Origin of the sequence: Nocardia sp. CC227C, from assembly GCF_030767025.1 — a bacterium.
GTDB lineage: Bacteria > Actinomycetota > Actinomycetes > Mycobacteriales > Mycobacteriaceae > Nocardia.
The window spans coordinates 306,962-330,025 of record NZ_JASITE010000003.1; the positions used below are offsets into that span (position 1 = coordinate 306,962).

Annotated in this window: 16 protein-coding genes; 5 read left to right on the top strand and 11 right to left on the bottom strand. The window is 69.0% G+C overall.

Features of this window, described 5'->3' with window-relative positions:
• Positions 1 to 191 precede the first annotated feature (191 nt).
• A complete protein-coding gene (gene mycP / locus QMO76_RS07250; protein ID WP_306360404.1) occupies positions 192 to 1,574 on the bottom strand; it encodes a type VII secretion-associated serine protease mycosin in 1,383 nt (460 codons plus the stop codon).
• Between the two features lie 319 nt (positions 1,575 to 1,893).
• Positions 1,894 to 3,375 carry a type VII secretion integral membrane protein EccD gene (gene eccD, locus QMO76_RS07255; RefSeq protein ID WP_306360405.1) on the bottom strand — a complete coding sequence of 494 codons (1,482 nt, stop codon included), beginning with the start codon at positions 3,373 to 3,375 and terminating at the stop codon, positions 1,894 to 1,896.
• A gap of 145 nt (positions 3,376 to 3,520) precedes the next feature.
• On the opposite strand from eccD, the gene eccCa reads away from it, so the two are divergent.
• Entirely contained in the window at positions 3,521 to 7,546 is a 4,026-nt protein-coding gene (gene eccCa, locus QMO76_RS07260) for a type VII secretion protein EccCa (RefSeq protein WP_306360406.1), read from the top strand.
• Between the two features lie 230 nt (positions 7,547 to 7,776).
• Positions 7,777 to 8,319 (top strand): hypothetical protein, encoded by a 543-nt coding sequence (locus QMO76_RS07265; RefSeq protein WP_306360407.1) that lies wholly within the window; start codon positions 7,777 to 7,779, stop codon positions 8,317 to 8,319.
• Between the two features lie 201 nt (positions 8,320 to 8,520).
• Here QMO76_RS07265 and QMO76_RS07270 read toward each other — a convergent pair whose 3' ends face one another.
• From QMO76_RS07270 to QMO76_RS07290, 5 genes are all read right to left on the bottom strand, one after another.
• Entirely contained in the window at positions 8,521 to 8,823 is a 303-nt protein-coding gene (locus QMO76_RS07270; RefSeq protein WP_306360408.1) for a WXG100 family type VII secretion target, read from the bottom strand.
• Between the two features lie 56 nt (positions 8,824 to 8,879).
• A complete protein-coding gene (locus QMO76_RS07275; protein WP_186000594.1) occupies positions 8,880 to 9,209 on the bottom strand; it encodes a WXG100 family type VII secretion target in 330 nt (109 codons plus the stop codon).
• A 213-nt stretch (positions 9,210 to 9,422) separates the two neighbouring features.
• Positions 9,423 to 10,670 (bottom strand): hypothetical protein, encoded by a 1,248-nt coding sequence (locus QMO76_RS07280; RefSeq protein ID WP_306360409.1) that lies wholly within the window; start codon positions 10,668 to 10,670, stop codon positions 9,423 to 9,425.
• Positions 10,667 to 11,896, bottom strand: a complete 1,230-nt coding sequence (locus tag QMO76_RS07285; protein WP_306360410.1) for a hypothetical protein — start codon at positions 11,894 to 11,896, stop codon at positions 10,667 to 10,669. Before QMO76_RS07285 ends, QMO76_RS07280 begins: the two co-directional genes overlap by 4 nt.
• A 68-nt stretch (positions 11,897 to 11,964) precedes the next feature.
• Complete coding sequence (locus QMO76_RS07290; RefSeq protein WP_306360411.1) at positions 11,965 to 13,539, bottom strand: serine/threonine-protein kinase; 1,575 nt, start codon at positions 13,537 to 13,539, stop codon at positions 11,965 to 11,967.
• 175 nt (positions 13,540 to 13,714) lie between these two features.
• On the opposite strand from QMO76_RS07290, the gene QMO76_RS07295 reads away from it, so the two are divergent.
• Positions 13,715 to 15,241 (top strand): FHA domain-containing protein, encoded by a 1,527-nt coding sequence (locus tag QMO76_RS07295; RefSeq protein ID WP_306360412.1) that lies wholly within the window; start codon positions 13,715 to 13,717, stop codon positions 15,239 to 15,241.
• Positions 15,242 to 15,252: 11 nt separating this feature from the next.
• On the opposite strand, the gene QMO76_RS07300 is transcribed toward QMO76_RS07295, so the two are convergent.
• The 4 genes from QMO76_RS07300 to QMO76_RS07315 form a co-directional block, all read right to left on the bottom strand.
• Positions 15,253 to 16,731, bottom strand: a complete 1,479-nt coding sequence (locus tag QMO76_RS07300) for a metallopeptidase (protein ID WP_306360413.1) — start codon at positions 16,729 to 16,731, stop codon at positions 15,253 to 15,255.
• A 264-nt stretch (positions 16,732 to 16,995) separates the two neighbouring features.
• On the bottom strand, positions 16,996 to 17,433 hold the full coding sequence (locus QMO76_RS07305; protein ID WP_306360414.1) for a hypothetical protein: 438 nt from the start codon (positions 17,431 to 17,433) through the stop codon (positions 16,996 to 16,998).
• 10 nt (positions 17,434 to 17,443) lie between these two features.
• Positions 17,444 to 17,722 (bottom strand): hypothetical protein, encoded by a 279-nt coding sequence (locus QMO76_RS07310; protein ID WP_306360415.1) that lies wholly within the window; start codon positions 17,720 to 17,722, stop codon positions 17,444 to 17,446.
• A 30-nt stretch (positions 17,723 to 17,752) separates the two neighbouring features.
• Positions 17,753 to 17,962 carry a hypothetical protein gene (locus tag QMO76_RS07315; protein ID WP_306360416.1) on the bottom strand — a complete coding sequence of 70 codons (210 nt, stop codon included), beginning with the start codon at positions 17,960 to 17,962 and terminating at the stop codon, positions 17,753 to 17,755.
• Positions 17,963 to 18,207: 245 nt separating this feature from the next.
• Between QMO76_RS07315 and QMO76_RS07320 the strand changes: the two genes are divergently transcribed.
• Together QMO76_RS07320 and QMO76_RS07325 are read left to right on the top strand one after the other, a co-directional pair.
• Positions 18,208 to 19,560: a M48 family metallopeptidase gene (locus QMO76_RS07320; protein WP_306360417.1), complete on the top strand. Its 1,353-nt coding sequence runs from the start codon at positions 18,208 to 18,210 to the stop codon at positions 19,558 to 19,560.
• A gap of 660 nt (positions 19,561 to 20,220) precedes the next feature.
• Entirely contained in the window at positions 20,221 to 23,031 is a 2,811-nt protein-coding gene (locus QMO76_RS07325; RefSeq protein WP_306360418.1) for an FHA domain-containing protein, read from the top strand.
• The last annotated feature ends 33 nt before the right edge of the window (positions 23,032 to 23,064 follow it).

Sequence of the window (23,064 nt, forward strand, 5' to 3'; positions counted from 1 at the left end):
ATGACGCAGTGGGCGTGCGCGCCGCCGAGACTGTAGGAGCTCACGCCCGCCCGACGGGGAGCGCCGCCCGGCCGGCACCGTGGTCGCCAGCAGGTGATGGTGTCCCCGGTGTGGGTACCGCCGCGCGAGGCGCGCCCTGCGATCGCCCGGCGCTCTCCCACTCAGCTGCGTGTGCCTCGGCCGCGTGTGCCTCAGCTGCGCGTGCCTCGGCTGCGCGTGCCGAGGCGGCGGCGCAGTGGAAAGGACGCCAGCCAGCCCAGGGTCAGTAGCAGGGCGATCACGCCGGTGCCGACGAGTGCGGTGTCGCGGGCCGTGGTGTCGGGTGGGGGCGGTGGCGTCGGGAGGGGGAGTTGTTCGCTGCGGGCGGCGCTGGAGTGCTTGGGCGGCAACTGATCCGGCACCTCGGCGGTGAGGGCGGCGACGGGATCGACGGCGCCGTAGCCGATGTAGGGGTTCCAGCCCTCGGCCGGTGCGTGCGCGGTGGCCTGGATGCGCCCGATGACGTCCCGCGCGCTCAGCTCTGGGAAGCGCGCTCGCACCAGCGCGGCCACGCCCGCCACGTACGGCGCGGCGAAACTGGTGCCGCTGTAGGGCGTCAGCTGGCCCTGCCTGGTGAACTTGGCGGTGGTGAGGCCGGTATTGCGTGGATCCAGGGAGATGATGTTCTCCCCGGGGGCGGCCACGCCCACCCAGGGGCCGGGAACGGTGAAACCCGAAGGCTGGCCGAAGGAGTCGACCGAACCGACGGAAAGCACGTACTCGTCCCACAGCGCCGGGGCCACATAGGAGACGACGGTGTCCCAGAGGTCGCGGTCGGGATGCAGCGGGTCCGGACCCGGGTTGCTCGCCCGGCAGGTGTCGGTGTTGCCCGCCGACGTGACGATGACCGCGTCCTTCTCCAGCGCCGCGTACTGCACTGCCGCGCCGAGCATTCCGGCCTCCCGGCTGTCGGGTCGGGTGGTGGGGCAGGCCACCAGGGAGATATTGATGACGTGCGCGCCGGCGTCGGCCGCGCGGCGCACCGCCGAGGCCAGCGCGGAGATCTTGCCGTAGCCGTCCGGCATGTCGTCCGGACCCTTGTCGCGCCCAGCGCCTTTCGCCTGGTACAGCGCGCTGGTCTGGCGGATGGTCAGAATACGCGCCTCCGGTGCGACACCCGCGAAGCCCTGACCCTCCACCCGGGTGGCGGCGATCAGTCCGGCGACCAGGGTGCCGTGGGCGTCGCAGTCCTCGGTGCCGTCGCCTCCGATCGCCACGTAGTCACCGCCGGCGATGAGTCCGGGCAGCCGCGGATGCGGGGTCACCCCGGTGTCGATGACGGCCACCAATTGCCCGGCCCCCCGGGAGAACCGCCAGGCGTGCTCCAGCTCGAGCGACCGCTGCGCGGGTGGGATGGTCGGGCCCCCGCCCCCGGCCTGGGTGCTGATACACGGTGCGTTGGGCGGATGCTCCGTCTCCGTCGGCGGTGCGGCGGGGCCTCCGGCGGGCAGCAGCCCGGCATCGATCGCGGGCGGCCGCTCCGCCCGCACGGGCCCGGCGGTGACCCCGCTGCCCGCCGAAAGGCTCAGTGCCAATACGGAAACGGCGGCGACTATCCGGACCGCGTTCCCGCACCGCCCTGTTCGCGAGTCGGCGGCGATGCGTGGTGCGGCGGATGCGGCGGTGCACGGTGGGATGGGTGCGGTGGTGTGTGGCGGGCTGGGTGCGGCCGTGCGGGGTGCGGCAGCCGAGGCTGTGTGCGGTCGGGTGGGTGTGGCCGTACATGCTGCGGCAGCCGAGGCTGTGTGCGGCGGGTCGGGTGCGGCCGTGCGGGGTACGGCGGGCGGGCACCCTCGGTCGGGCGCGGCGGCCGCGCGGCCGGGTCGGAAGGTGCTGGGCGACATGCGGGCCCGCTCAGAGGCCGCGGACGAGGGCGAAGAGCTGGGTCACCCAGAAGACCAGCGGGATGACCGCCGCCACGAAGGCGTACTCGAGCAGTTCCGCCGCCCGCCGCATGGGCGGTGTGGCCTGCTGATGGGGCAGGATCATGCCGAGCACCAGTGCGGCACTCAGGATGACCATGGCCGCTCCGAAGACCAGCAGGGGCTGCTGCATGCGCAGAGCCACGCCCGTCAGGATCAGCAGGACGATGGCCGCGCCGCCCGCGACGAGCGGTACCGCCTGCGCCGCGCCCGCGTAGGTGCGGCTGCGGAACATGAGCACCGCCGCGCATACCAGTGCCAGCGCCAGCCCCGGCCAGTAGACGCCCGTGCCCGCGGGGTCGGCGGCGGCCAGCGCGCCGCTCACCGTGACCAGTGTGGTGGCGGCGACCAGGCCGGTGAGGCAGCGGCGGGCGGCCTCGGATGCGGCGCGCAGCGCCTCCAGGCTGGGCAGTGCGCGATGGTCGTCGGGATCGTCCTCGGTGGGGTCGATGGGGGTGCCCGGCGCGGGGACCGGCGGCAGCGGCAGTCCGGCCAGCAGCATGGACAGCCGGGGCGCGAGCGCCAGTCCGGCCAGCCCGAGCCCGGCCGCACCCGCCCCGATGGAGCGCACCGGCAGCTCGGTGAGCAGTCCGACCAGTGCGGCCGGCACCGCGTACGCCGTCACCGTGGCGACGCCGAGGAACAGCCCGGGGCCCACTCCGGTCCCGCGCCAGGCCAGGATCGCCACCGCGCCCAGCAGGGCCGAGCCGAGCAGCGGATTGGCCCACCCGTAGTGGTCGGGCACGATGAGCATGCCCGCCGTGGCCGCCGGCGGCAGCGCGCATCCGCCCAGCACCACCGCGGTCCCGCCGTCGTCGTACAGGCGCGCGAGCACCGTGCTCGCGGCGACCAGCAGCACGGTGACGAACAGCGCCACCGCACCGCTCACCCAGCCCGGGATCGCGTCGGGCGCGGCGAGCAGCCCGAGGCAGCCGACGAGCATGGTGGCGACCGCCAGCACCGCCCCGGTGAGCCGGGCCGTGCGGGGCGTCCACCCTCGGTAGCGGTCGGCGTCGGCGATGGCGACGTTGTACATGATGTCGTCGAACAGCGGTGTGGGAGCGATGTGTTCGGCGCTCTCCAGCATGAGCAGCTCACCGTCGCGCACCCCCTGCTCGGTCAGGCTGAGCGAGTTGGCCAGGGGCGGCTGCCCGATGCGGGCGAGCACCCATTCGTGCGGCTCCACATCCTCGCCGTCATGGTCGAAGTCGTTGGCGCGGCTGTGCTGGGCGATCATGTCGACGACGCTGGGAATGACGAGCGCGACCGGCACATCGAGTGGAATGGCCATATCGACCTGGGTGTGTTTGGCCAGGATGGTGACCCGTGCCAGGTCGGGGGCGCGGACGGTACCGCGGGCGTCGTCGAGTTGATCCATTCGCGCGTTCACGCTGTCGCCAACTTTCGCTGTCACCTCTTTATCGGCGAGTTCGCCGATTCGCGGCGACGCCGTGATGTGCGGAATTGCTGCCCGCACTGTACGTCATATCGGATGCCGGCCGTACACTGAGGCCGAATTCGCCAGTCTGGTCACGAACCCTATGGGGGATTTCCGTCAGATGAGCACCGTCCGGTTTCAGCGCCGTCCCCGCCGGGAGATTCCGCGTTCTCCGGGCGGTGAGGTGACATTGCAGCCGCCGCCCGAAATTCCCCGGAACATTCCCGCGAATCTGTTCACCAAACTCATGCCGCTCGTCATGGTCGTGGGCATGCTCGGCATGGTGGTGCTGCTGTTCACCTCCGGCAGCGGGATCGCCGCCAATCCCATGACCCTCATGTTCCCCATGATGATGATGGTGTCCATGGTCGGCATGTATGCCGGGCAGGGCGGCAAGGGGCAGAAGGCGGCCGAGGCCGACGAGGACCGCAAGGACTACCTGCGCTATCTGGACCAGGTGCGCCGGGACGTGGCCGAGACCGCCGCCCGCCAGCGGGCCGCGGTGGAGTGGAGTCACCCCGAGCCCGGCCTGGTCTGGATGCTGGCTGGGACCACCCGCATGTGGGAGCGCAGGCCGGGCGACAAGGACTTCTGCCATGCGCGCATCGGTGTGGGCGGGCAGCGGCTCGCCACCCGGCTGGTCGCGCCGGAGACCGGGCCGGTGGAGGAACTCGAGCCCATCGCCGCGGTCTCGCTGCGGCGGTTCGTGCGCACCCATTCCACCGTGCCGGACCTGCCGACGGCCATCGCCGTGAAGGGTTTCGCGAGCATCCAGTTGGGCGGCGACCGGGCGCAGGCACGGGATATGACGCGCGCGATGCTGTTGCAATTGGCCATGTTCCAGGGTCCTGACCAGGTGTTGATCGCGGTGGTGTGCGGTCCGGACACCGCGCGCGAATGGGAGTGGGTGAAGTGGCTGCCGCACAGCCAGCATCCGGAGGTGTGTGACGGGGTCGGTTCCGAGCGCATGGTCTACGGCTCCATCCGGCAGGCGCACGCGGGCCTGCATCCGCTGCTGCACAACCGGGTTCGCTACTCGCGCAACCAGTCGCCCGACCCCGCCCTGGTACAGGTGGTGGTCGTGGTGGACGGCGGGCTGCTGGAGGCCGACGAGGATCCGCTGCGGGAGACCAGATTCGAGGCCGTGACCATCGTCGACCTGTGTAATTACGCTCCGCGACTGGCGGTTTCACGCGGGATACAGATGGTGGTCGAGGACGGTGAGTGTTCCGGCCGGGGAGCGACCGGGGCCATGGAGCGCTTCGCGCGGATCGACCGGGTCACCGCGCGCGAGGCGGAGCGGGCGGCGCGACGGCTGGCCCCGTACCGGCCGGTGGTGCGGCGCGGAAGCGAACCCACCGAGGGGGAGGGCGAGGTCATCTCCTCCTGGGCTCAGCTGCTCGGTCTCGGGGATCTCGGCGGCTTCCATCCTGAGCAGGCCTGGCGGCCGCGCTACGGGCGGGAGCGGTTGCGGGTGCCGTTCGGGGTGGGAGCCGATGGATTGCCGGTGGTGCTCGATATCAAAGAAGCCGCCGAGGGCGGAATGGGTCCGCATGGATTGTGTATCGGCGCGACCGGTTCCGGCAAATCGGAATTTCTTCGCACATTGGTTCTTTCGCTGATTGCCACCCATTCGCCGGATCAGCTGAACTTCGTCCTCGTCGACTTCAAAGGCGGCGCGACATTCCTCGGATTGGAGGGGGTGTCGCATATCGCCGCCATCATCACCAACCTCGAGGAGGAAGCCGATCTGGTGGACCGCATGCGCGACGCCCTGGCGGGTGAGATGAATCGCCGTCAGGAACTGCTGCGCGCGGCCGGGAATTTCGCCAATGTGTCCGAATACGAGAAGGCGCGGGCGGCCGGTGCGGATCTCGACCCCATGCCCGCGCTGTTCGTGGTGCTGGACGAATTCTCCGAACTGCTCTCCCAGCATCCGGACTTCGCGGAGTTGTTCACCATGATCGGGCGGTTGGGCCGGTCGCTGCACGTGCATCTGCTGCTGGCCTCGCAGCGGTTGGAGGAAGGGCGGCTCAAGGGGCTGGAGAGCCACCTGTCGTACCGGATCGGCCTGAAGACCTTCTCGGCCAACGAGTCCCGTCAGGTGCTCGGAGTGCCGGACGCCTACAACCTGCCCAACAATCCGGGCGGCGGATACCTCAAGTCCGATTCGGGGGAGATCGTGCGCTTCCAGTCCGCGTACGTGTCCGGACCGTATGTGGGCGGCGGATCGCACCGCGAGCCGAGCGGCGGCGGCCGGTCCCCGGCTGTCGATGTGACGGCGCGGCCGTTCACCGCCACACACGTGGATTTCCGTGCGGCCGATCGTCTTCCGGCCGCGCCGGAGCCGGCGCCCGACGAGCCCGCGCCCGATGCCGAGCAGATCTCGAACCTGCAGATGCTGGTGTCGCGGGTGCGCGGGCACGGGCGGGCGGCGCACGAGATCTGGCTGCCGCCCCTGGATCACGCCCCGACCCTGGACCAGCTCATACCCCGGTCGGTGCGCACCGGCGAGCACGTTCCGGTCGCGACACTGCGGGCCTCGATCGGCATCGTGGACCGGCCCTACGACCAGCGGCGCGATCCGCTGGTGGTGGACCTGTCCGGATCGCGCGGGCATGTGGCGGTGGTCGGCGGACCGCAGTCCGGCAAGTCGACGGCGCTGCGATCGCTGATCATGGCCATGTCGCTCACCCACACCGCCGAGCAGACACAGTTCTACTGCCTGGATTTCGGCGGCGGCACCCTGATCGGATTGGAGGGGCTGCCGCAGGTCGGTGCGGTGGCGAGTCGGCTCGACGCGGACAAGGTGCGGCGCACCGTGGCCGAGATGGTGACCCTGGTGCGCCGGCGCGAGGCGCGGTTCCGGCAGCTCGGCATCGAGTCGATGGCCGAGTTCCGGCGGCTGCGCGCCGACGATCCAGCGGCCAGCCCGGCCGCCGCCGGCGCCCAGGAGGATCCCTTCGGCGACGTCTTCCTGGTCATCGACGGCTACGGCACCTTCCGCCAGGAGTTCGAGGCGCTGGAACAGACCGTCATGAACCTCGCGGGGCAGGGGCTTTCCTACGGTGTGCACGTGGTCATCACGCTGGCACGGTGGCCGGAGGCGCGGCCCGCGCTCAAGGATCAGATCGGCACCCGTATCGAATTGCGCCTCGGCGACCCCATGGATTCGGATCTCGGGCGCAAGTTCGCCGCGCTGGTGCCCATGGGGCGTCCCGGTCGCGGCATGACGCCGGACTGCCTGCACATGCTCACCGCGCTGCCGCGGGTCGACGGCGTCTCCGATCCGGTGACCCTGGGCACCGGGGTGGCCGAGGCGGTGGCGGCGATCGCCGCAGCCACCCCCGGGCGGGCCGCACCGCCGGTGCGCATGCTGCCCGCGCGGTTGCCGCGCGCGGACCTGCTCCGAATGGCCGGGGACTGGCCCGCCGACGTGGACCCGGGAGCCAAGTGCCTGCGCTTCCCGATCGGCATCAACGAGTCCGAGCTCGCCCCCGTCTACCTCGACTTCGCCACCAGCCCGCATTTCCTGGTCATCGGGGATTCGGAGTGTGGGAAGACCACGCTGCTGCGCTCCCTGGTGCGGTCCATCTGCGCCGCGAACACTCCCGATCAGGCGCGGCTCATCGTCGGCGACTACCGGCGCGGCATGCTCGGCACCATTCCACAGGGCTACCAGGCCGGATACGCCTCCACCGCACCGCAGTTCACCCAGAACGCCACCGATCTGGCCGCCTATGTCGCCCAGCGCGCGCCCGGTCCGGACGTCACGCCGCAGCAGCTCAAGGATCGCTCCTGGTGGTCGGGGCCCGAGCTGTACGTCATCGTGGACGACTACGACCTGGTGGCCACCTCCTCCGGCAATCCGCTGCACGCGCTGGTGGATCAGCTCGCGCACGCCCGTGATCTCGGCTTCCACCTGATCGTCGCGCGGCGGTCCGGCGGTGCGGGGCGCGCCATGTACGAGGCCACGCTCAACCGCATGAAGGAACTCAATTCGGCGGCGCTGATCATGAGTTGCAGCCGGGACGAGGGCACGCTGGTGGGCTCGGTGCGCCCGTCGCCGCAACCGCCGGGACGGGGCACCTACGTCACCCGTGCCGCCGAGGAGCTCATTCAGCTCGGCTGGCTGCCGCCGGTGTGATGACCATCGACCTGATAGTCACGGACACGCGCCTGCGGGCCTGCACGCGCGAAATGTGTTGGGACGGACCGCCGACCGTCGCCCCGGCCAGCGCCGGAACCGGTCTGATGGCGGGTGTGCCGCAGAGTCTGGGCGTCTCGATGGTCACCTTCGCCGACTCCGATCGAATTGCCTTCGCGCACCGGACCGTCGCGGACCCCCGGGGGCACGCGAGCCGCGGTGGATACGGTATGCCGACCGTGACGGACGCCTGGGCGGCGCTGCTGCGGCACGTGCTGGCGAGCCTGCGGCTATCCGGCTGCCGACGGATCACCGCGGCCTGCCCGACGGCCTGGGGCGCACGTCCCCTGGCGGCCTTGCACGCGGCGGCCGGGCGGTGCGGCGCGGCAATCGAATTCGACACCCTGGCCGCTCGTGCCGCCACCGCGGATCCCACCACCGGCTATGAGCAGCGGGTCCTGGTGCTCGAGGTCGGCTCCACGTCCACCACGGCGACCCTGGTCGCTCGCACCCCGGGCACCGCCCGGATCGAACGCTGCGCGTACGAACCGTCGGGCGGCGCGGCCGAACTGTTCGAGCCAACCGCCGCGGACCGGCTCGCGGCACTGCTCGAACGGGCGGTGGACGACTGCCCGCCGACGCGCACCGTCGTACTCGGCACGAGGGAAGCGTTCCCGTCGCGGACCCTCCGCGCCCTCCTCACGACCGGTCGCCGACCACCCGATATCCGCTGGCTGGAGGCGGCCCGACTATCCCGCGACCCGGGCGTCTAGCTACCGCCGAACGATCCGGTGCTTCATGGAAACCGCGCGGCGCGGATGCCGAAGCGGTTTCGCTCGGGGCGCGGATTGTCCACCGAGTCCGGCGCACCTCGGTAGCGGCCGGAGCGCCGCGGTACAGCCTGGTGTGCCGCGGTGCCCGGCTGGTGTGGGTGTGCCCCGGCGGTGGACCGGGGCACACGCGGGGGCGTTTGCTCAGAACAGGCCCGCGAGGGCGGTGTCCTTGGCCTGGAGTTCGGCATTGCCGGTGCGGACCAGGGTGGCGGCGCCGGAGAGGGTTGCGTTGAGTTGGTCGGTGTGCGAGCGCCAGGTGCGCTGGAGGTCGGCGAACGCCTCGTTGGCGTCACCCTTCCAGTTGTTGGCGACGAACTCCTCCACATTGCGGTGGAAGGCCTCGAGCTGGTCGCGCAGGTTCTCGGCGCGCTTGATGATGGTGTTCGCGTTCTGCTCCACGCCCGCGAACTGGGCGGAAATGATCTGACCCATGGAGCCTGCCATAGCTGTGTCCTAACTCGGGAGGTCGAAACTCGGGGAGGTCGAAGAGGCCGGGCTGTCTACACCGGGGGCAGGTCGAGGCTGGAGACCTGCGCCTTCACCTGGGCGGCGTAGTCGAGGTCGTGCTCCTCGTAGTTGGAACCGGCCTTGATGAGGCTCTCGGCGGTCTGCATCAACTTGTCGTTGAGCCGGTCGGCCTGGAAGTAGTAGCGCTCCATGAAGGCGTTGAAGGCGTCGGCCGCGCCGCCCTTCCAGTTGGAGCCGGTGGTGATGGCGTCCTCATCGGCCTTGAGCTGACGGATCTGGCCCATCAGCATCTCGTGCGTCTTCTTGAACTCCTGCGCCTTGGCCTGGATGAGCTCATTACTGGCCTCGAATGCACCTGCCACGGTGCCTCCTTTCGATTCGCGGGCGGACGACCCGTACGCAGTCTTGGACGCGGGTCACGGCCCTGCGGTTCCACCCCTGTTTCAGCAATTTGTCAGCACCCTAGCCGACGTGCAGGGTGTCTGACCAGCCCTGATGTCTGAATCTCGGGCGGTTCGGCGCGAGACGAATCCCACATCGGAGTCGACCGACCAGCACCTGATCGCGGTGCGCGACTACCAGCTATTGGCCAGCGTCGCGTACTGGGCGGCGGCTCGCTGATGCGCGTCCGCGAGCTGATCGCCCTCCACCGTGGCCACGTACCGGCGATAGCTCACCGCGCACCGGAACCGCTTGACGTCGTAGTCGTCCTCGATCGGACTCTCCCCGCACACCGCGTTCGGAATCTCGGCGGGAGCGTCCGCCGGTCTCGGATACGCCTTGTCCAGGATCACCGTGACGAGCGTGTCGGCGGCCGCGGTATCCCGGGTGCGGAACAGCATCGAAGCGCTCGACATGGAACTGGTCACCGCGAACCGGTCCACCCCGGCCTCGGACACGATGGGCGACCAGTGCTGCTGATCCTCGGCGAGATGCAGGAACCCGCGCGCACCCACCGTGAATTGAGTCTTGGTATCCGGGTGGCCGAATCCATCGGGATTGAGGGTGCGCCGCAGCATGCCGTCGGTGTCGTACTCGAGGCGCAGGATGTCCTCGCGGCTCAGCGGCGGCAGCTCGTCCAGTAGTGGCAGCTGGGCGTCGAGCACCTTCTCGCTCAGCGCGGTGAGCTGGCCGAGGTCGGGATCGCGGACACGCAGCAGCAGATTCACCACATAGTTCGAGCGCGCCACCGTCGCTCCGATACTGGATACGCCGGGGCGCCAGTGCGCGTGCGCCTCGGGGTATTTCGGCAGTGTCACCGGTTCGTTCTCGGCGGCCGCCACCGCGAAGTCGGCCGCTTCGATCTCCTGGGCGGCCGCGGCCGCCGCCGCGTCGCTCGGGAACTGGAGCACGGTCATGGTGACCGCGTCGGCGTCCTTCGGGGTCTTGTCGTTCTCGTCCTTGTCCTGGGAGGCGTGGCCGACCGCGTATCCGTACAGCAGGCGATGAGTTTCCAGTATCGGCTGGGTGACATCGGCGAGGAGTTTGGTGGCGGTCTCGGCGTCGGCGATGGCCAGCGTGCCGGTCGTGTAGGTGAAGCGGTCGTCGATCTCCAGCCCGTTCGCCACCTGCCCGGCCAGTCGCATGACGGCCAGCTGCGTGCCGCCGCTGAGGCTGTTGTAGTAGGTGTAGCGCATATCCAGCGGTTCGGTCGGGTAGGTGCCGACATCGAGGGTGCGCACATCGACTTCGCTCGCCGTCGCGGTGCCGTCGACGGCGGCGCAGCCCGCCGCCGCGCAGGCCGCCGCTACCAGGGCGGTGAGCCGAATACGTCGTGAAAGCATGGTGGTCCTCGGCATGGTCTCGTCCGTCGGCGTCGTCATTCGCTGTTGACGAGCAGGGCGTACTGCGCGGATATGCGCTGCTGGGCGTCGAGCAGCTGATTGGCCGCGACCTCGGCGGCATAGCGGCCGTAGGAGACGTAGCAGTAGTAGGCGATCTCGAAATCGTTCGCGGTGACCGCGTGGCGGCACTGGGCGTTCGGCAGTCCGGCCGGTGCGTCGACGCGGACGAACTTCCGGGTGGTCTCGGCCCGGTCGGCGACGAACTCCCGAGCCGCCGCGGCGTCGCGGGTGCGATAGACGTACGAGCCGCGCCACGCCACCCGGTCCACCCCGGTCCGCTCGAACAGCGGTGCGTCGAGTTCGGGCGCGATGGAGATGTGCAGCCCGCCCTGTCGCTCGTACACGCCGGGGATCCCGCGCTGCGCAGTGTCGTCCAGCACGGTGAACAGCGAGCGCGCCAGTACCCCGTCGGGGTCGACCGGCAGCCCGATCAGCTGATCGGCCGGGGTGACCGGGAATTCGGCGACCCGCGGCGAGATGGTCTCGATACTGCGTTCCACGCGTTCGATCAGCTTGGCCTGGTCCGCCTCCTCCAGCGCGGCCATGATCGAATCGAAGACGTAGGTGAAGATGACGAATTGTCCGGTGGCGTACCAGGATCGAATCTGCCCGGGGCCGGAGATATCGTCGGTGGTGTAGGCGACGGCCTCCGGATAGCGCGGGATCGTCACCGGTGTGTTGTCCTCCGCCGCGGCCATGTCCAGTTCGCCCAGCGCCCTGGCGGCGGCCGTGGCGGCCTGCTCGTCGGAGAAGATCATGACCAGGTTGTCCAGCTCGTACGACAGGCTCGGCATGTTGTCGGACCGGCCGGTGGTCACGAATCCCGCCACGAATCCCGGCGCGGCGGCGTGCATGGCGTCCTTGTCGGCCGTGGTGCGCGTCCCCACGGCGGCGGTGTCGAAGCCGATGAATGGGCGGATGGCCCCGCCCATGGCGGACGCCGCGTATTTCGCCTCGGGCATGATCTCCCACGGCAGCGGCAGGTAGTTGGCGAGCCGTTCGGCCTCGACGAGTTCGGCCAGTTCGAGTTCGTCGGCGGTGCCGTAGGGCTTCGGTTCGGTGGTGAAACCGCCGACGTCGAGGGCAGCCAGGTCGACGGCAGGTTCCGGGGGCTGCGATGCCTCCGGCTCCGATCCGCAGGCGCTGGTCAGCGCGACGGCCGCCACCACAACGGCGGCGCACAGCGCGCGCTCGAGTAGGCGCATGGGGCTCCCCTCCCTATACCGGATCGCGAGTGACGCGCGCGACTCGGCTGCTGACAACGCGCCTCACCCTACTTCACGCGGCTCTGGAGCACAGGTACGAGTTCGGCCAGCAGGACGCGTTCGGAATCCGCCGTCCAATTGCGCACGGCCGCCACCGCCGCCGGGGTGTCCAGCGGAATCACCACCGCCCGCGAGCCGGTGATCTCGTGCGGCAGACCGAGAAGCCCACCGCCACCGGCCTTCTCGTCGCTGCGCACGGCGATGATGTAGGAGTCGGCGGGCGTCTTCAGCGCGCCGTACTCGGTCGCCGGCCGCGGTGAGGGCTCATCGCCCTGCCGGGTGAGGTCGAGGTTGTAGACGAAGCCCAGATCGGCGAGGAACTGGGTCTGCGGCGTGCCGCCGAGGTAGATGGAGAACTTCCGCGATTCGGTGACGTCCACCATGGTGATGGTCTTGCCGTGGAAGGCCGGATTCGCCTCACGGGCCTGCTCCAGCGAGGTCAGCGCGATCGCCGCCGTACTGGAAGCCGCTGCCGCCGTGGATGTTCCGCTCCCGGCCGGGGGGTCGTCCCGCAGTGACCAGACACCGATCCCGGCGGCGAGAGCGGCCACCACCGTCGCGGCACCGGCTCCGAGGAGCAGACTCCGGCGGCGCTTGCCGGACGAGCCGACCACCCGGCCGGGCTGGGAGACCTGGGTGGCCATATGCGGCCCGGACTCCGGTGGCCCCGCCAGCACGCCCGGCGGGGCGATCTGCACCGGATAGGTGGGCGAGGTGGTGGTGCGCACCGGCTTGTAGCCGGGGGTGAGCGCATCGGCCGCCGCCTCGGCGAGTTCACGGCAGCTGCCGTAGCGCTGCGCCGGATTCTTGGCCAGCGCCCGGGCGATCACCTGGTCGATGGCCTCCGGCAGGTACCGGTTCACGGTCGTGGCGCGCGGCGGCGGCTCGTGCAGGTGTCCCATCATGACCAGCGCGGGTTGCGTTGCCGGATAGGGGTTCTGGCCGGTGAGCAGCTTGTAGAAGGAGCAGGCCAGACTGTAGATGTCGGCGCGGTGGTCGAGCGGCTGCCCGGCCAGCTGCTCCGGCGGCGCATAGGCGATGGTGGCGACGAAGCTGCCGGTCTGAGTGAGTTCGATGGTGTCCTCGGTGGACTTGGCGACACCGAAGTCGGCCAGCAGGGCGCGTTCCTCCTCGTCCCCGCCGACCGAGGAGAGCAGGAAGTTGGCGGGCTTGACGTCGCGGTGCAGCAGGCCCTTGCGGTGCGCGTAGTCCAGGCCGCGGCCCACCTGGGCGATGATGTTGAGCGCGCGCAGCGGGGTCATGCCGTGCGGGTCGCGCTTCTGTTCCGCGGAGGCATCGGTGCCCTCCACGTACTGCATGGCGATCCACAGCTGGCCGTTCTCCTCGCCGCGGTTGTGGACCGACACGATATTCGGATGGTCCAGTCCCGCGACGATATTCGCCTCGCGCTCGAAACGGCCACGGAATTCGCGGTCACGTGACAGATCGGCGCTGAGGACCTTGAGCGCGTCCATCCGCGGCAGTTGCGGATGTTTGGCCAAGTAGACGGTGCCCATGCCGCCGGAGCCGAGCACCCGTTCGATCCGGTATCCGCCGACGATGGTGCCGGGGCTCATCGCCATAACTCGCGAACTCCTGGTCGACTCGGGGCCTTTGGTGCTGTCCGGAGCATACTGGACGGCTTCGCGAAGAGGCTCGGTAAGGAAATCCGGTCCGAACGGGACAGCGCGAGGCCACGTAACCTGATGCTGTGCTGAACCTCGTCCGCCACCCGTCGCCGCGGGGCCGATCGCTGTGATGGATCGGCAGGTCGAGGTTGTCGCGGGCAATCATGTGCTCACCCGCGCGGCGGGTGCCGTCATTCTGGTGGCGCATCGGGAGAGCGGCAGGCTGACATCCGAATCCCGGGCCGCCGTCGCTGCCCGGGCACTGACCGATCTGGTCACCGAGGCCACCGAGCAGGCCCCCGACGGACCCGGACGGCTGGTCGCGCGGCAGGCCACCCGGTGGCTCATGAAGGAGGCCGAGCGCATCTCGCCGGGACAGTCCGTGGACTTCGGCATACTGTCGGCCGCCGATACCGGGGGTGTTGCCATCTTCCTGCACGGTGCGGTGACCGCGGTGTTGGCGGGCCGGTCGGTCGAGTACTACCGGGGCAGCGACGCGGCCTTCACGGTGGACCGGGTCGCCGAGCATCCGGCGCTGGCCGCGGCGCTCTACATCGACGATGGCCGGGGACGGGTGCCGGAGCTGCCGGAACGGGGCATAGGTTCGCTCGTCGAGGGCATCGCGCAGGCGAGCGGTGCGGTCGTGTGGTTCGCGGGCGAGCCGCTGCCGGTGCGTTGGCGGGCGATGCCGTCGCACGGTCGGGCAGTGCCGTCGCGCGGCGTGGAATCCGGGGCCGGCGGGCGGCACAGCGCGCCGGAGGCGGACGAGACGCCCCGGGGTCGGCATGCCGCGCCGCCGCCGACTGCCGCCTTCGATCCGGTTACCGATCGCGCGGTGCCGGAATACGATCCGGATCTCACGCCGACCCGCACCTCGACCCAGCTGCCCGCCGAAGTCGACCTCGCCGGGGGCACGCCATCGCCGCCGGGCACGCACACCGACACGGATTCCGGTGCGGGCGGCAGCCACGGCCGGGGTCCGATCCCCGGATCGGACCCCGAGTTCGCGCCGCGCCTCGACCACGCCGGGGCGCGGTCGGCTCCGGGCGGCCCGTCCGCCGATACCGGTGACTTCGATCCGCATCGCGCCCCGACCGAGCTGGGCGGCACCAACCCCGCGCCCAAGCCGGACCCGGATCTACAGCGCCGTCTGGATGCCACGGCCAAGGCCATGGCGCTCACCGTGAAGGTGCTCGGATTCAAATGCGCGCGTGCGCATCCCAGCGATCCGCGCTCGGCGTTCTGCACGGTGTGCGGGATGCCGGTGGATCAGACCCAGCCGTTGGCCGAGGTGATCCGGCCACCGCTGGGCATGCTGCTGCTCGACGACGGCATGACCTACATGCTGACGGCGGATGCGGTGGTGGGGCGCGATCCGGAGCAGTCCGACGCGGCGCGGGCGGGTCTGGTGCCGCTGCGCGTCGACGACGCCTCCGGGGGAATGTCGCGCGCGCACGCCGAAATCCGTTTGGTGAACTGGGATGTCACGGTGGTCGACCGCGGCTCCACCAACGGCACCCGCGTCCGCCTGCCCGGCTACCACGACTGGGTGCGCCTGCAACCCCACCAGCCCATGGCGCTGATCTACGGCGCGGAGGTGCTGCTCGGCAACCGCGTACTGCGCCTGGAAGCCGTCGCGCCGCCGCCTTTCGGGTAGCGCGGCCGCCGCTAGCTGTAGCGCGAGTCGCAGGTGTTCCGGCTGCCGAGCACCCCGGCGCGGAACGCGTCCACCCGGGAGAATCCGCTCGGCACGGTCTTGCCCTCGGTATCGCTGGCCGCCAGACCGTCGGTGAGCAGGCCGGATACCGCCTCATCCAGATCGCCGGGGGAAAGGCTGATGCTCGATCGGGCGTGCGTGCCCGGGTCGGCCAGCTCCGCCGTGATCACCCCGGCCAGGCAGGCGGCCCGCAAGCCGGTCTTCGCGCCGGTGAGCCGCTGACCGGCGGCGTGCTGCACGGCCAGCGCGTAGCGGGAGATGAAGACCACGTAGGCGTTGTAGTCGCCGGTCAGCTTGACCGGAAGTCCGTCCTGGTCTTCGTCATTGGCGGCACCCCGATCGGCGAGCGCGGACAGGTCGGTGCCGATGGTGTTGGTGTCCGGGCAGTAGGTCACCGGCACGGTGTCGGCGCCGTTGCGGCAGTTCAGGTTCGCGGTGTCGTAGTCGTATGCGGGCTCGTCCGGGATCGGCATGAAGGCCGCCATGGCCTTGGCCAGTTCGGTGAGAGTGCCCTGGCCGACCTCGGATTCGCCGTGGTCGGCGTCATCGCCGAAGTCCTGCGGCAGTTTTCCGCGGCGGCTCTCGATCTCGGCCATATCGATGGCCTTGCAGCTCTTGGCCCCGTCGGTGAAGCCGATCTGCACCGCCGTCACGCGTTCGAAGGCCGAACCGTGCACGCTCTTCGGATCATCCGGATCGGAATCCCGGATGGCCACCGTGGCGGCCAGCACCGAATTCAGGCCGTCGGAGGTGTTGATGGTGAAGTGCTTCGACTTTCCCTCGGCCACATGCCGGATGAACGCCCCGGCGAAGCAGTCCGCCTGTTGTTCCTTGACGATCACCGGGTCCTTGCGGCCGACCAGCTTGGCCATGGTCTGAATGGCGTGGCCGTACTCGTGGGCCGTCACCATCACCACCGACATCTGCCCGAAGGTGTCCTGCATGGTCGGCAGCAGCACCGCGCGGTCCCAGCCGATGGAATTGTCGAGCCGGCAGTACGCGGCATTGACCAATCGGTAGGTGGTCTCGTCGCAGAATCGCACCGCCTGGGCGCGCGGGGTCCGTGCGCTCCAGGACACGAAGGTGTCCACCGGGGTGAACTCGTTGCCGAACTCCTTCGGATACTCCTGCTGCCAATAGGTCTGGATATCCTCGAGGGCATTGAGGACCAGCGTGTCGATGGCGCCGCCGTCGGAGTTGGTGGCGGTGAGGGTGGAGTCGGGCACGCCGGCGCGGGGACCGCTGGGGCCGCTGGTGGTGGGCAGACCGGCCACTTGGAACGGATCGTCGTAGATGGATACGGCACGACCCTCGACGGTGAATGTGCATCCGGCCAGCAGCGCGGCCACCAGAGTGAATACGGCCAGAGCCGCCGCTGTCCGGCCGCCCGATTCGATCCGTCGCGAGAATCGGCCGGTCGTACGGCGCATCGACACATCCACTCCCTTGCCAGCCGACCAGTTCACCGCCCGTGGGCAGACAGCTCGCCGCTCGGGGCTCCGCCGAAATCCGGGCAATCGAATAGTATCCGCAGTATTCCAGCTTGACGGCATATGTGCAGGTCAAGCAGCCCTGCCCTATGCCCCAGGGCTCCATTCCGTAACTTTCCCGGAGTTTTGGGGGGTTCAGCCACTCCAGAGCCAGCGCGACAAAGCTCCCGGTCGACTGGGCCGGAGGCTTCGTTCCTCGAGCGGTCAGGATCGTTCGATCATCGCCCGGAACTCGTCAGCGTTCGGGCCGCTGATCTCGTACGTGACTGCTGCAGGCTCGGCCGGGCCAACCCCGGCCGGTGACGGCCCAGGTACCCACTCGTCCACGAACTTTCGGAACTCGGGGTAGGTCAGTGCGGCTGACTCGCCTTGAAGCTCGGGCGTCAGCATGCGCCCTTCGGCGTCGAGCCCGATTCCGCCTTTCCATCCTCGGGTGATGCGCGGCTTGCCGACGCGGGGCCACCAGACGGGAGGGTGGCCGTGTTCCTCGTCGTGGGCGACAACCGCCGCGAACATATCCTCCACGCCCACCCAGTTGCGGCCGTGGTCGGCAGCGATACGAGCGGCGGACCGGAACAGCGCCACCAGGGAGGGCGCTACCCCGTCGATGGTTACCCGGCATTCGTCGTGTTCGCTCGTCATAGCCGCAACCCTAGGCATCAATCTCGAGGCCGGTGCAGGTTATTGCCATCGGGGCACCGGCAACGACGATGACGTGTGGCCCGAACACGTCCTGCCCGTCGTAGAAGCCGCCCCGGCACGTACACACGGCTTTGGTGGGGTCGTCCGGCTTCAACACCCAGCGGACCTCTCCGTCGCTCTCCTGCTCGCACTGCTGCGGCGTGACGGCGGCGGCTGAACCAGTGCTCAGTGCAACAGAGGCGAAGACGGCAGCGACGAACACGAGTACGCGGATCATTTTGTGCAGCATGGCAATTCTTTCTATTTAGGTGTTCTTCTCTTATTCCGGCTCGCTCGACTCGTCCCAGGCGAAGAGACGCCAGGTCGGCAGTTCGGGCGGCAGGTCGTCGCCGGATTCGATGTCCTCGACCTCGATCCGGTAGTCCGGATTCCACTGGCGCAAAGCAGTGGCGAAGCGTGCGATAACGTCGGCGGGCTCGGTGTAGCTGACTGCGGGATGCTTTGGGCCGCTTCCGAATCCGACGTGCATGACCACTCGTTGCGGCAAGGTCGGTAAGTCGTCTGTACTCACAGCGCCCCCTGATGCGAATGCTTGGGAGCACTCGCCGCCGGGGTCGTTCGGCGCGGGGTTCATCCCGGCGGCGGGTGCATGGTTGAGCCTGATCGCCGAGCGTTGGTCTCGGAACCGCAACTTCGGCCCGCGAGTTCAGGCGAACGAAGTCGCGGGGTGTTGATCCGCGATACCTTCTGAGTAGATGTGGGGAAGGGCATCCGATGAGCGAACCGTCAAGGGAGAACCTCCGATTCGATCGGCTAATGGAGGAACGGGGCTGGAAGCGGACCGAGGTTGCGGCGATGGTGAACGCCGCTTACGAAGTCATCACCGGTAAAGAAGGCTGCTACGACGCCGACAAGATCCGGCAAATCGCCCGCGGCACGCTGATGTGGCCGACAAAGGGCTACCGCTTGGCGCTAGAGAAGGCCTTCGGTGTCACTGCTACTGAGCTGGGGCTCTACAACCCCCGCGCTGCGACCGCGAAACCGTCGCAAACTGGTACGAGTGTTCATGCTGACCTACTCTTGGGGTGGGGAGGCGAGGAGGTTGACGAGGTGCAGCGTCGAGAGCTTTTGAGGGCTATCGCCGTACTCACGGCGTCGTCGCCAGCGATCGTGGCCGCACTGAACGCCGACGAGCTGGAAAGAACCATCCGCGCTGCGGCTTCCCCGAATCGAGTGGACGGGGCCGTTCTGGACAACGTTCAGGCCATCCTGAACGCCGCACGGTTGCAGGACGACTTGCTTGGCCCGCAGGCAGCGATACGGACAACGCTGACGCAGGTGGACATCACCGAAGCCTTGCTCCGGGGCTATGAGGGGTCGCTCGCGTCACGCCTTATGTCGTTGCGGAGCAAGGTGAGCACGTCTGCGGGATGGCAGTTATTCGACCTCGGCCGGAAGGAATCGGCCGTAGATCATTTCGAGAAGGCGCGAGACGTGGCCGACGAGGCTCGCGACTATGCGGCAAGCGCTATGGCCCTCGCTGAGTGGTCGGGTATGACCGAGGAAGTTGGTAGGCCGATCGAGGCAGCCGACCAAGCCGCCGCCGCAGAGTTCCGCGCTGCCCGAACCGGTGACCCGCACCTACAGGCTCACGCTGCCGGTATCTCAGCTTTGGCCTTGGCGAAGTCCGGACCGGAGTACCACGCGGACGCACGAGCGGCGCTCGCTCGGGCAGACAGTTTCGATGTCAGCACTACACGGACGCCTGATGAATCTCTCGCGTACTTCTGCACGCCGGGACATATCGCCCGGATGAGAGCGAAGGCGCTTCGTCAGATAGGCGACCTGCCAGCCGCCATCGACGCGGCTAGGGAGTCGCTGAGACTTCAAGCGGTTCGCGACCGCGCCGCCTCACATATCCTGCTCGGCACGATCTATGTCGATGCCGGTCAACTGGACGCAGGAATTGAGTCGATCTCGACGGGTGCGGAGGTCGATGCCGACAACGGTTCGGCGCGGCTGTCCGGGCAACTACTCGATGCCCGAAACCTGGTCCACGTCCGCGCCCCTGGGTCGACTTCGGCCCGCAGGCTCGATGCCCGGCTAACGCAGCTTCAGATCGTCTGACAGGCGCACAGGACGGCCCCGGAGCCACTCCCGCTCCGGGGCCGAGGTCTATCGCCGATTCTGCGACTCGATGTAGATCGCATAGGTGATGTCGCCGATGCCCATCGTGAAAGAAACAGCCACAGGTGCACCCATCCGGATTGCTTGCGGTGCTGGTAATTCCGATAGCGGCGGACGGCCGCCGGGGCTGCGGCCCGAGCCCGCCACGTACGGTCGTCCGATTCCAGTCGCCGGGCTTGCCTAGATCTCGCGGCATGGCGGAGCGTTTCCCCCTTGGTGCTCAGGACGAAGATCAAGCGGAGCGTAACCGGGTGCACTGACATACCGAGACCTACCACGTAGGTGTGATCTCACCCACTGTCCATGATTGTGTGTGGGGCGTAGCTGCCTGGTCGCTGGGCTGGAACACTCGGCGGCGTGTCGCTCCGGGAAACGGCGACCGGATGGCGTTGATGATGAGGGACTCGGAGCAATCATCAGGGAATCAGACCGTAATTCTCACCGTCAGTCTCAATCGAACCGGAGCGGTAGGGAGAGACGCCTAGAGAACCGGTCGATCGCTGAAATTGCCTGCATGGCGGGGGTTCTGGCGGGTCATCGGGGAAATCCGAGATTCCTAGAGTGACCTGGGTTTTTACCCCCGCTGATACTATCCGCAGCATGTCTTTACCGGGGGCGCAGCAGATCACCGTGCGTCATGAAGGAACCGATCGGGTCTTCGACGCGAGCCAACAGGTCACCATGGGCCGGGCACCCGAGGTGGCGCTGTTCGTGGACAGCCCTCTCGTGTCGCGCGTACACGCCACACTGTCGTTTCAGGGCGGCGCGTGGGTGCTCGCCGACAACGGCAGCACCAACGGCGTCTTCGTGGACGCCCGCAGGCTGACCATGCCACTGGCCATCCACCGGCCCACCCAGGTGCGCCTCGGCGATGCCATCACGGGGCCGCTGTTGCAACTGCTGCCACAGGCCGCCCGCGGGGGGAGCGGGCCGATGCCGAACCCGGCGGCACCGCCGCAGCAGTGGCCGCCGCAGCAGCGACCTCAGGAACCGCGGCGCACCCCGCCGCCGCAGCAGCAGCGGCCCCAGCCGTACGCGCAGCCGCACGCCTTCCGGCAGCCGACGAATCAGCCGCCGCAGCATCGGCCGCCGTCGTCGCCGCAGCACCAGCCGCCCGCGTATCAGCAGCCGCAGCACCGACAGCCCTCCCACCAGCCGCCGCAGCATCAGCCGCCGCAGCATCGGCTGCCCTCGCAGTCGCAGCAGATGCAGCGGCCACCCTCGGCTCCACATCCGGAGGCGCGGCAGCCGTCGATGCCACAGCCCGACCTGCGCCCGCCGTCGATGCCGCAGCCGGAGGTGCGCCCGCCCGCCGCCGCGCAGCCCGAGGTGCGTCCGCCGTCGTCGCAGCCGGACGTTCCGCTGCACGCGGGCGCTCCGGATGTCATGAATATGACGGCCAAGGCCGATGTCTCGGCACTGCCGCCGGTGCGCGCCCGGGCCTCCGAAGGTCCGGTGGCGCGGGCCGATCGGCTGCCCTCGGGCGGTCTGAATATCGGTCGTACGCCCGACAATCAGATCGTCGTCAACGATCCGCTGGCCTCTCGCAAGCACGCCCGCCTCATCGCGGGCAGCCAGGGCGGGCTGACCATCGAGGATCTCGGGTCGGCCAACGGCACCTTCGTCAACGGCCGTCGGCAACAGCAGGTCGAGCTGCGCGAACGCGATATCGTCACCATCGGCAATGTCGATTTCGTCGTCAAGGAGGGCACCCTAGTCCACCGGCAGCGGCCGGTCGCCGAGCAGGGCCTGCACGTACACGGCATCGGATTCACCGTCGAGGGCAACCAGCAACTGCTCGTCGATGTGAACATGCAGGCCGGGCGTGGATCGCTGACCGCGCTCATCGGGCCGTCCGGTGCGGGCAAGTCCACGCTGTCCAAACTCATCGCGGGCGCCACGTCGCCGTCGGCCGGTGTGGTCACCTTCGAGGGCCGCAATCTGCACGCCGAATACGACGCGCTGCGCTCCCGTATCGGCATGGTGCCCCAGGACGATGTGCTGCACCGCCAGCTCACCGTCAAGCAGGCGCTGGGCTTCGCCGCCCAGCTGCGCCTGCCCCCGGACACCACCAAGGAAGACCGCAAACGCGTGATCGACGGTGTGCTGGCGGAACTTTCGCTCACGCAGCACGCCGATACCCGCGTCGACCGGCTCTCGGGCGGTCAGCGCAAACGCGCCTCGGTGGCGATGGAACTGCTGACCGGTCCCTCGCTGCTGATTCTCGACGAACCCACCTCGGGTCTGGATCCGGCGCTGGACCGCCAGGTCATGACCATGCTGCGTGAGCTCGCCGACGCGGGCCGCACCGTCATCGTCGTCACGCATTCCGTTGCCTGCCTGGATATGTGCGATCAGGTGCTGCTGCTCGCACCCGGCGGCAAGACCGCCTTCTGCGGGCATCCGGGCGGGGTGCAGGATTTCCTCGGCACCAGCGACTGGGCGGAGATCTTCTCCCGGGTCGCCGCCGATCCCGATCGCGCCTTCGCGAATTACCGGTCGCGCCAAGCCTTCGCGCCGCCGCCACCGGCGGTAAAACAGCTCGAACCGGTGAAGCCGCCGAAATCCAGTGGTTTCAAACAGTTCTCGACGCTGGCGCGGCGACAGGTGCGGTTGATCCTGGCCGATCGCGGCTATCTGATCTTCCTGGCGGTGATGCCGTTCGTGCTCGGCGGACTGTCGCTGGTGGTGCCGGGCAAGAACGGCTTCCAGCGGGGCGCGCTCACCCAGATGCCGGACGGCTCCTTCATGGTCGTCGGCGGCAGCGAATCCCAGCAGCTGCTGGTGGTGCTGGTACTCGGCGCCTGCTTCATGGGATCCACCTTGACGGTGCGAGATCTGGTGGGGGAGCGCGCGATCTACTTCCGTGAGCGCGCCGTCGGCCTGCGCTCGGGCGCGTACCTCATGTCGAAGGTGGTCATCTTCAGCATTGCCGCGCTGCTGCAGGCGGCGGTCATGCTGGGCATCGTGCTGGCGGTCAAGAAGGCTCCCAGCGCCGGTGCGGTCATACCCAGCGGCAGTATCGAGCTGTATGTCGATATCGCGTTGACCACGGTGACCTGTGTGGTGCTCGGTCTGCTGCTGTCCACGCTGGCCCGATCCAACGAGCAGGTGATGCCGCTGCTGGTCGTCGTCATCATGTGTCAGCTGGTGATGGCGGGCGGCATGATCCAGGTGACCGACCGGGTGGTCCTGGAGCAGGTCTCCTGGCTGTTCCCGGCGCGCTGGGGCTATGCCGCCGGTGCGTCCACGGTGAACATCCGTGAGCTGTTCGCCGCCGCGCAGCCCGACGAGCTGTGGCAGCACGAACCCCGGATCTGGGTGCTGAACGTGAGCATGCTGGGCGTGCTGGCGCTGGTCTTCGCGCTGCTCACCTGGTCTCGGCTGCGGCTCAAGAAATCGGCCGCGTGACGGGCGCGGCGCGCGTGCCGACGGGTGAACAGG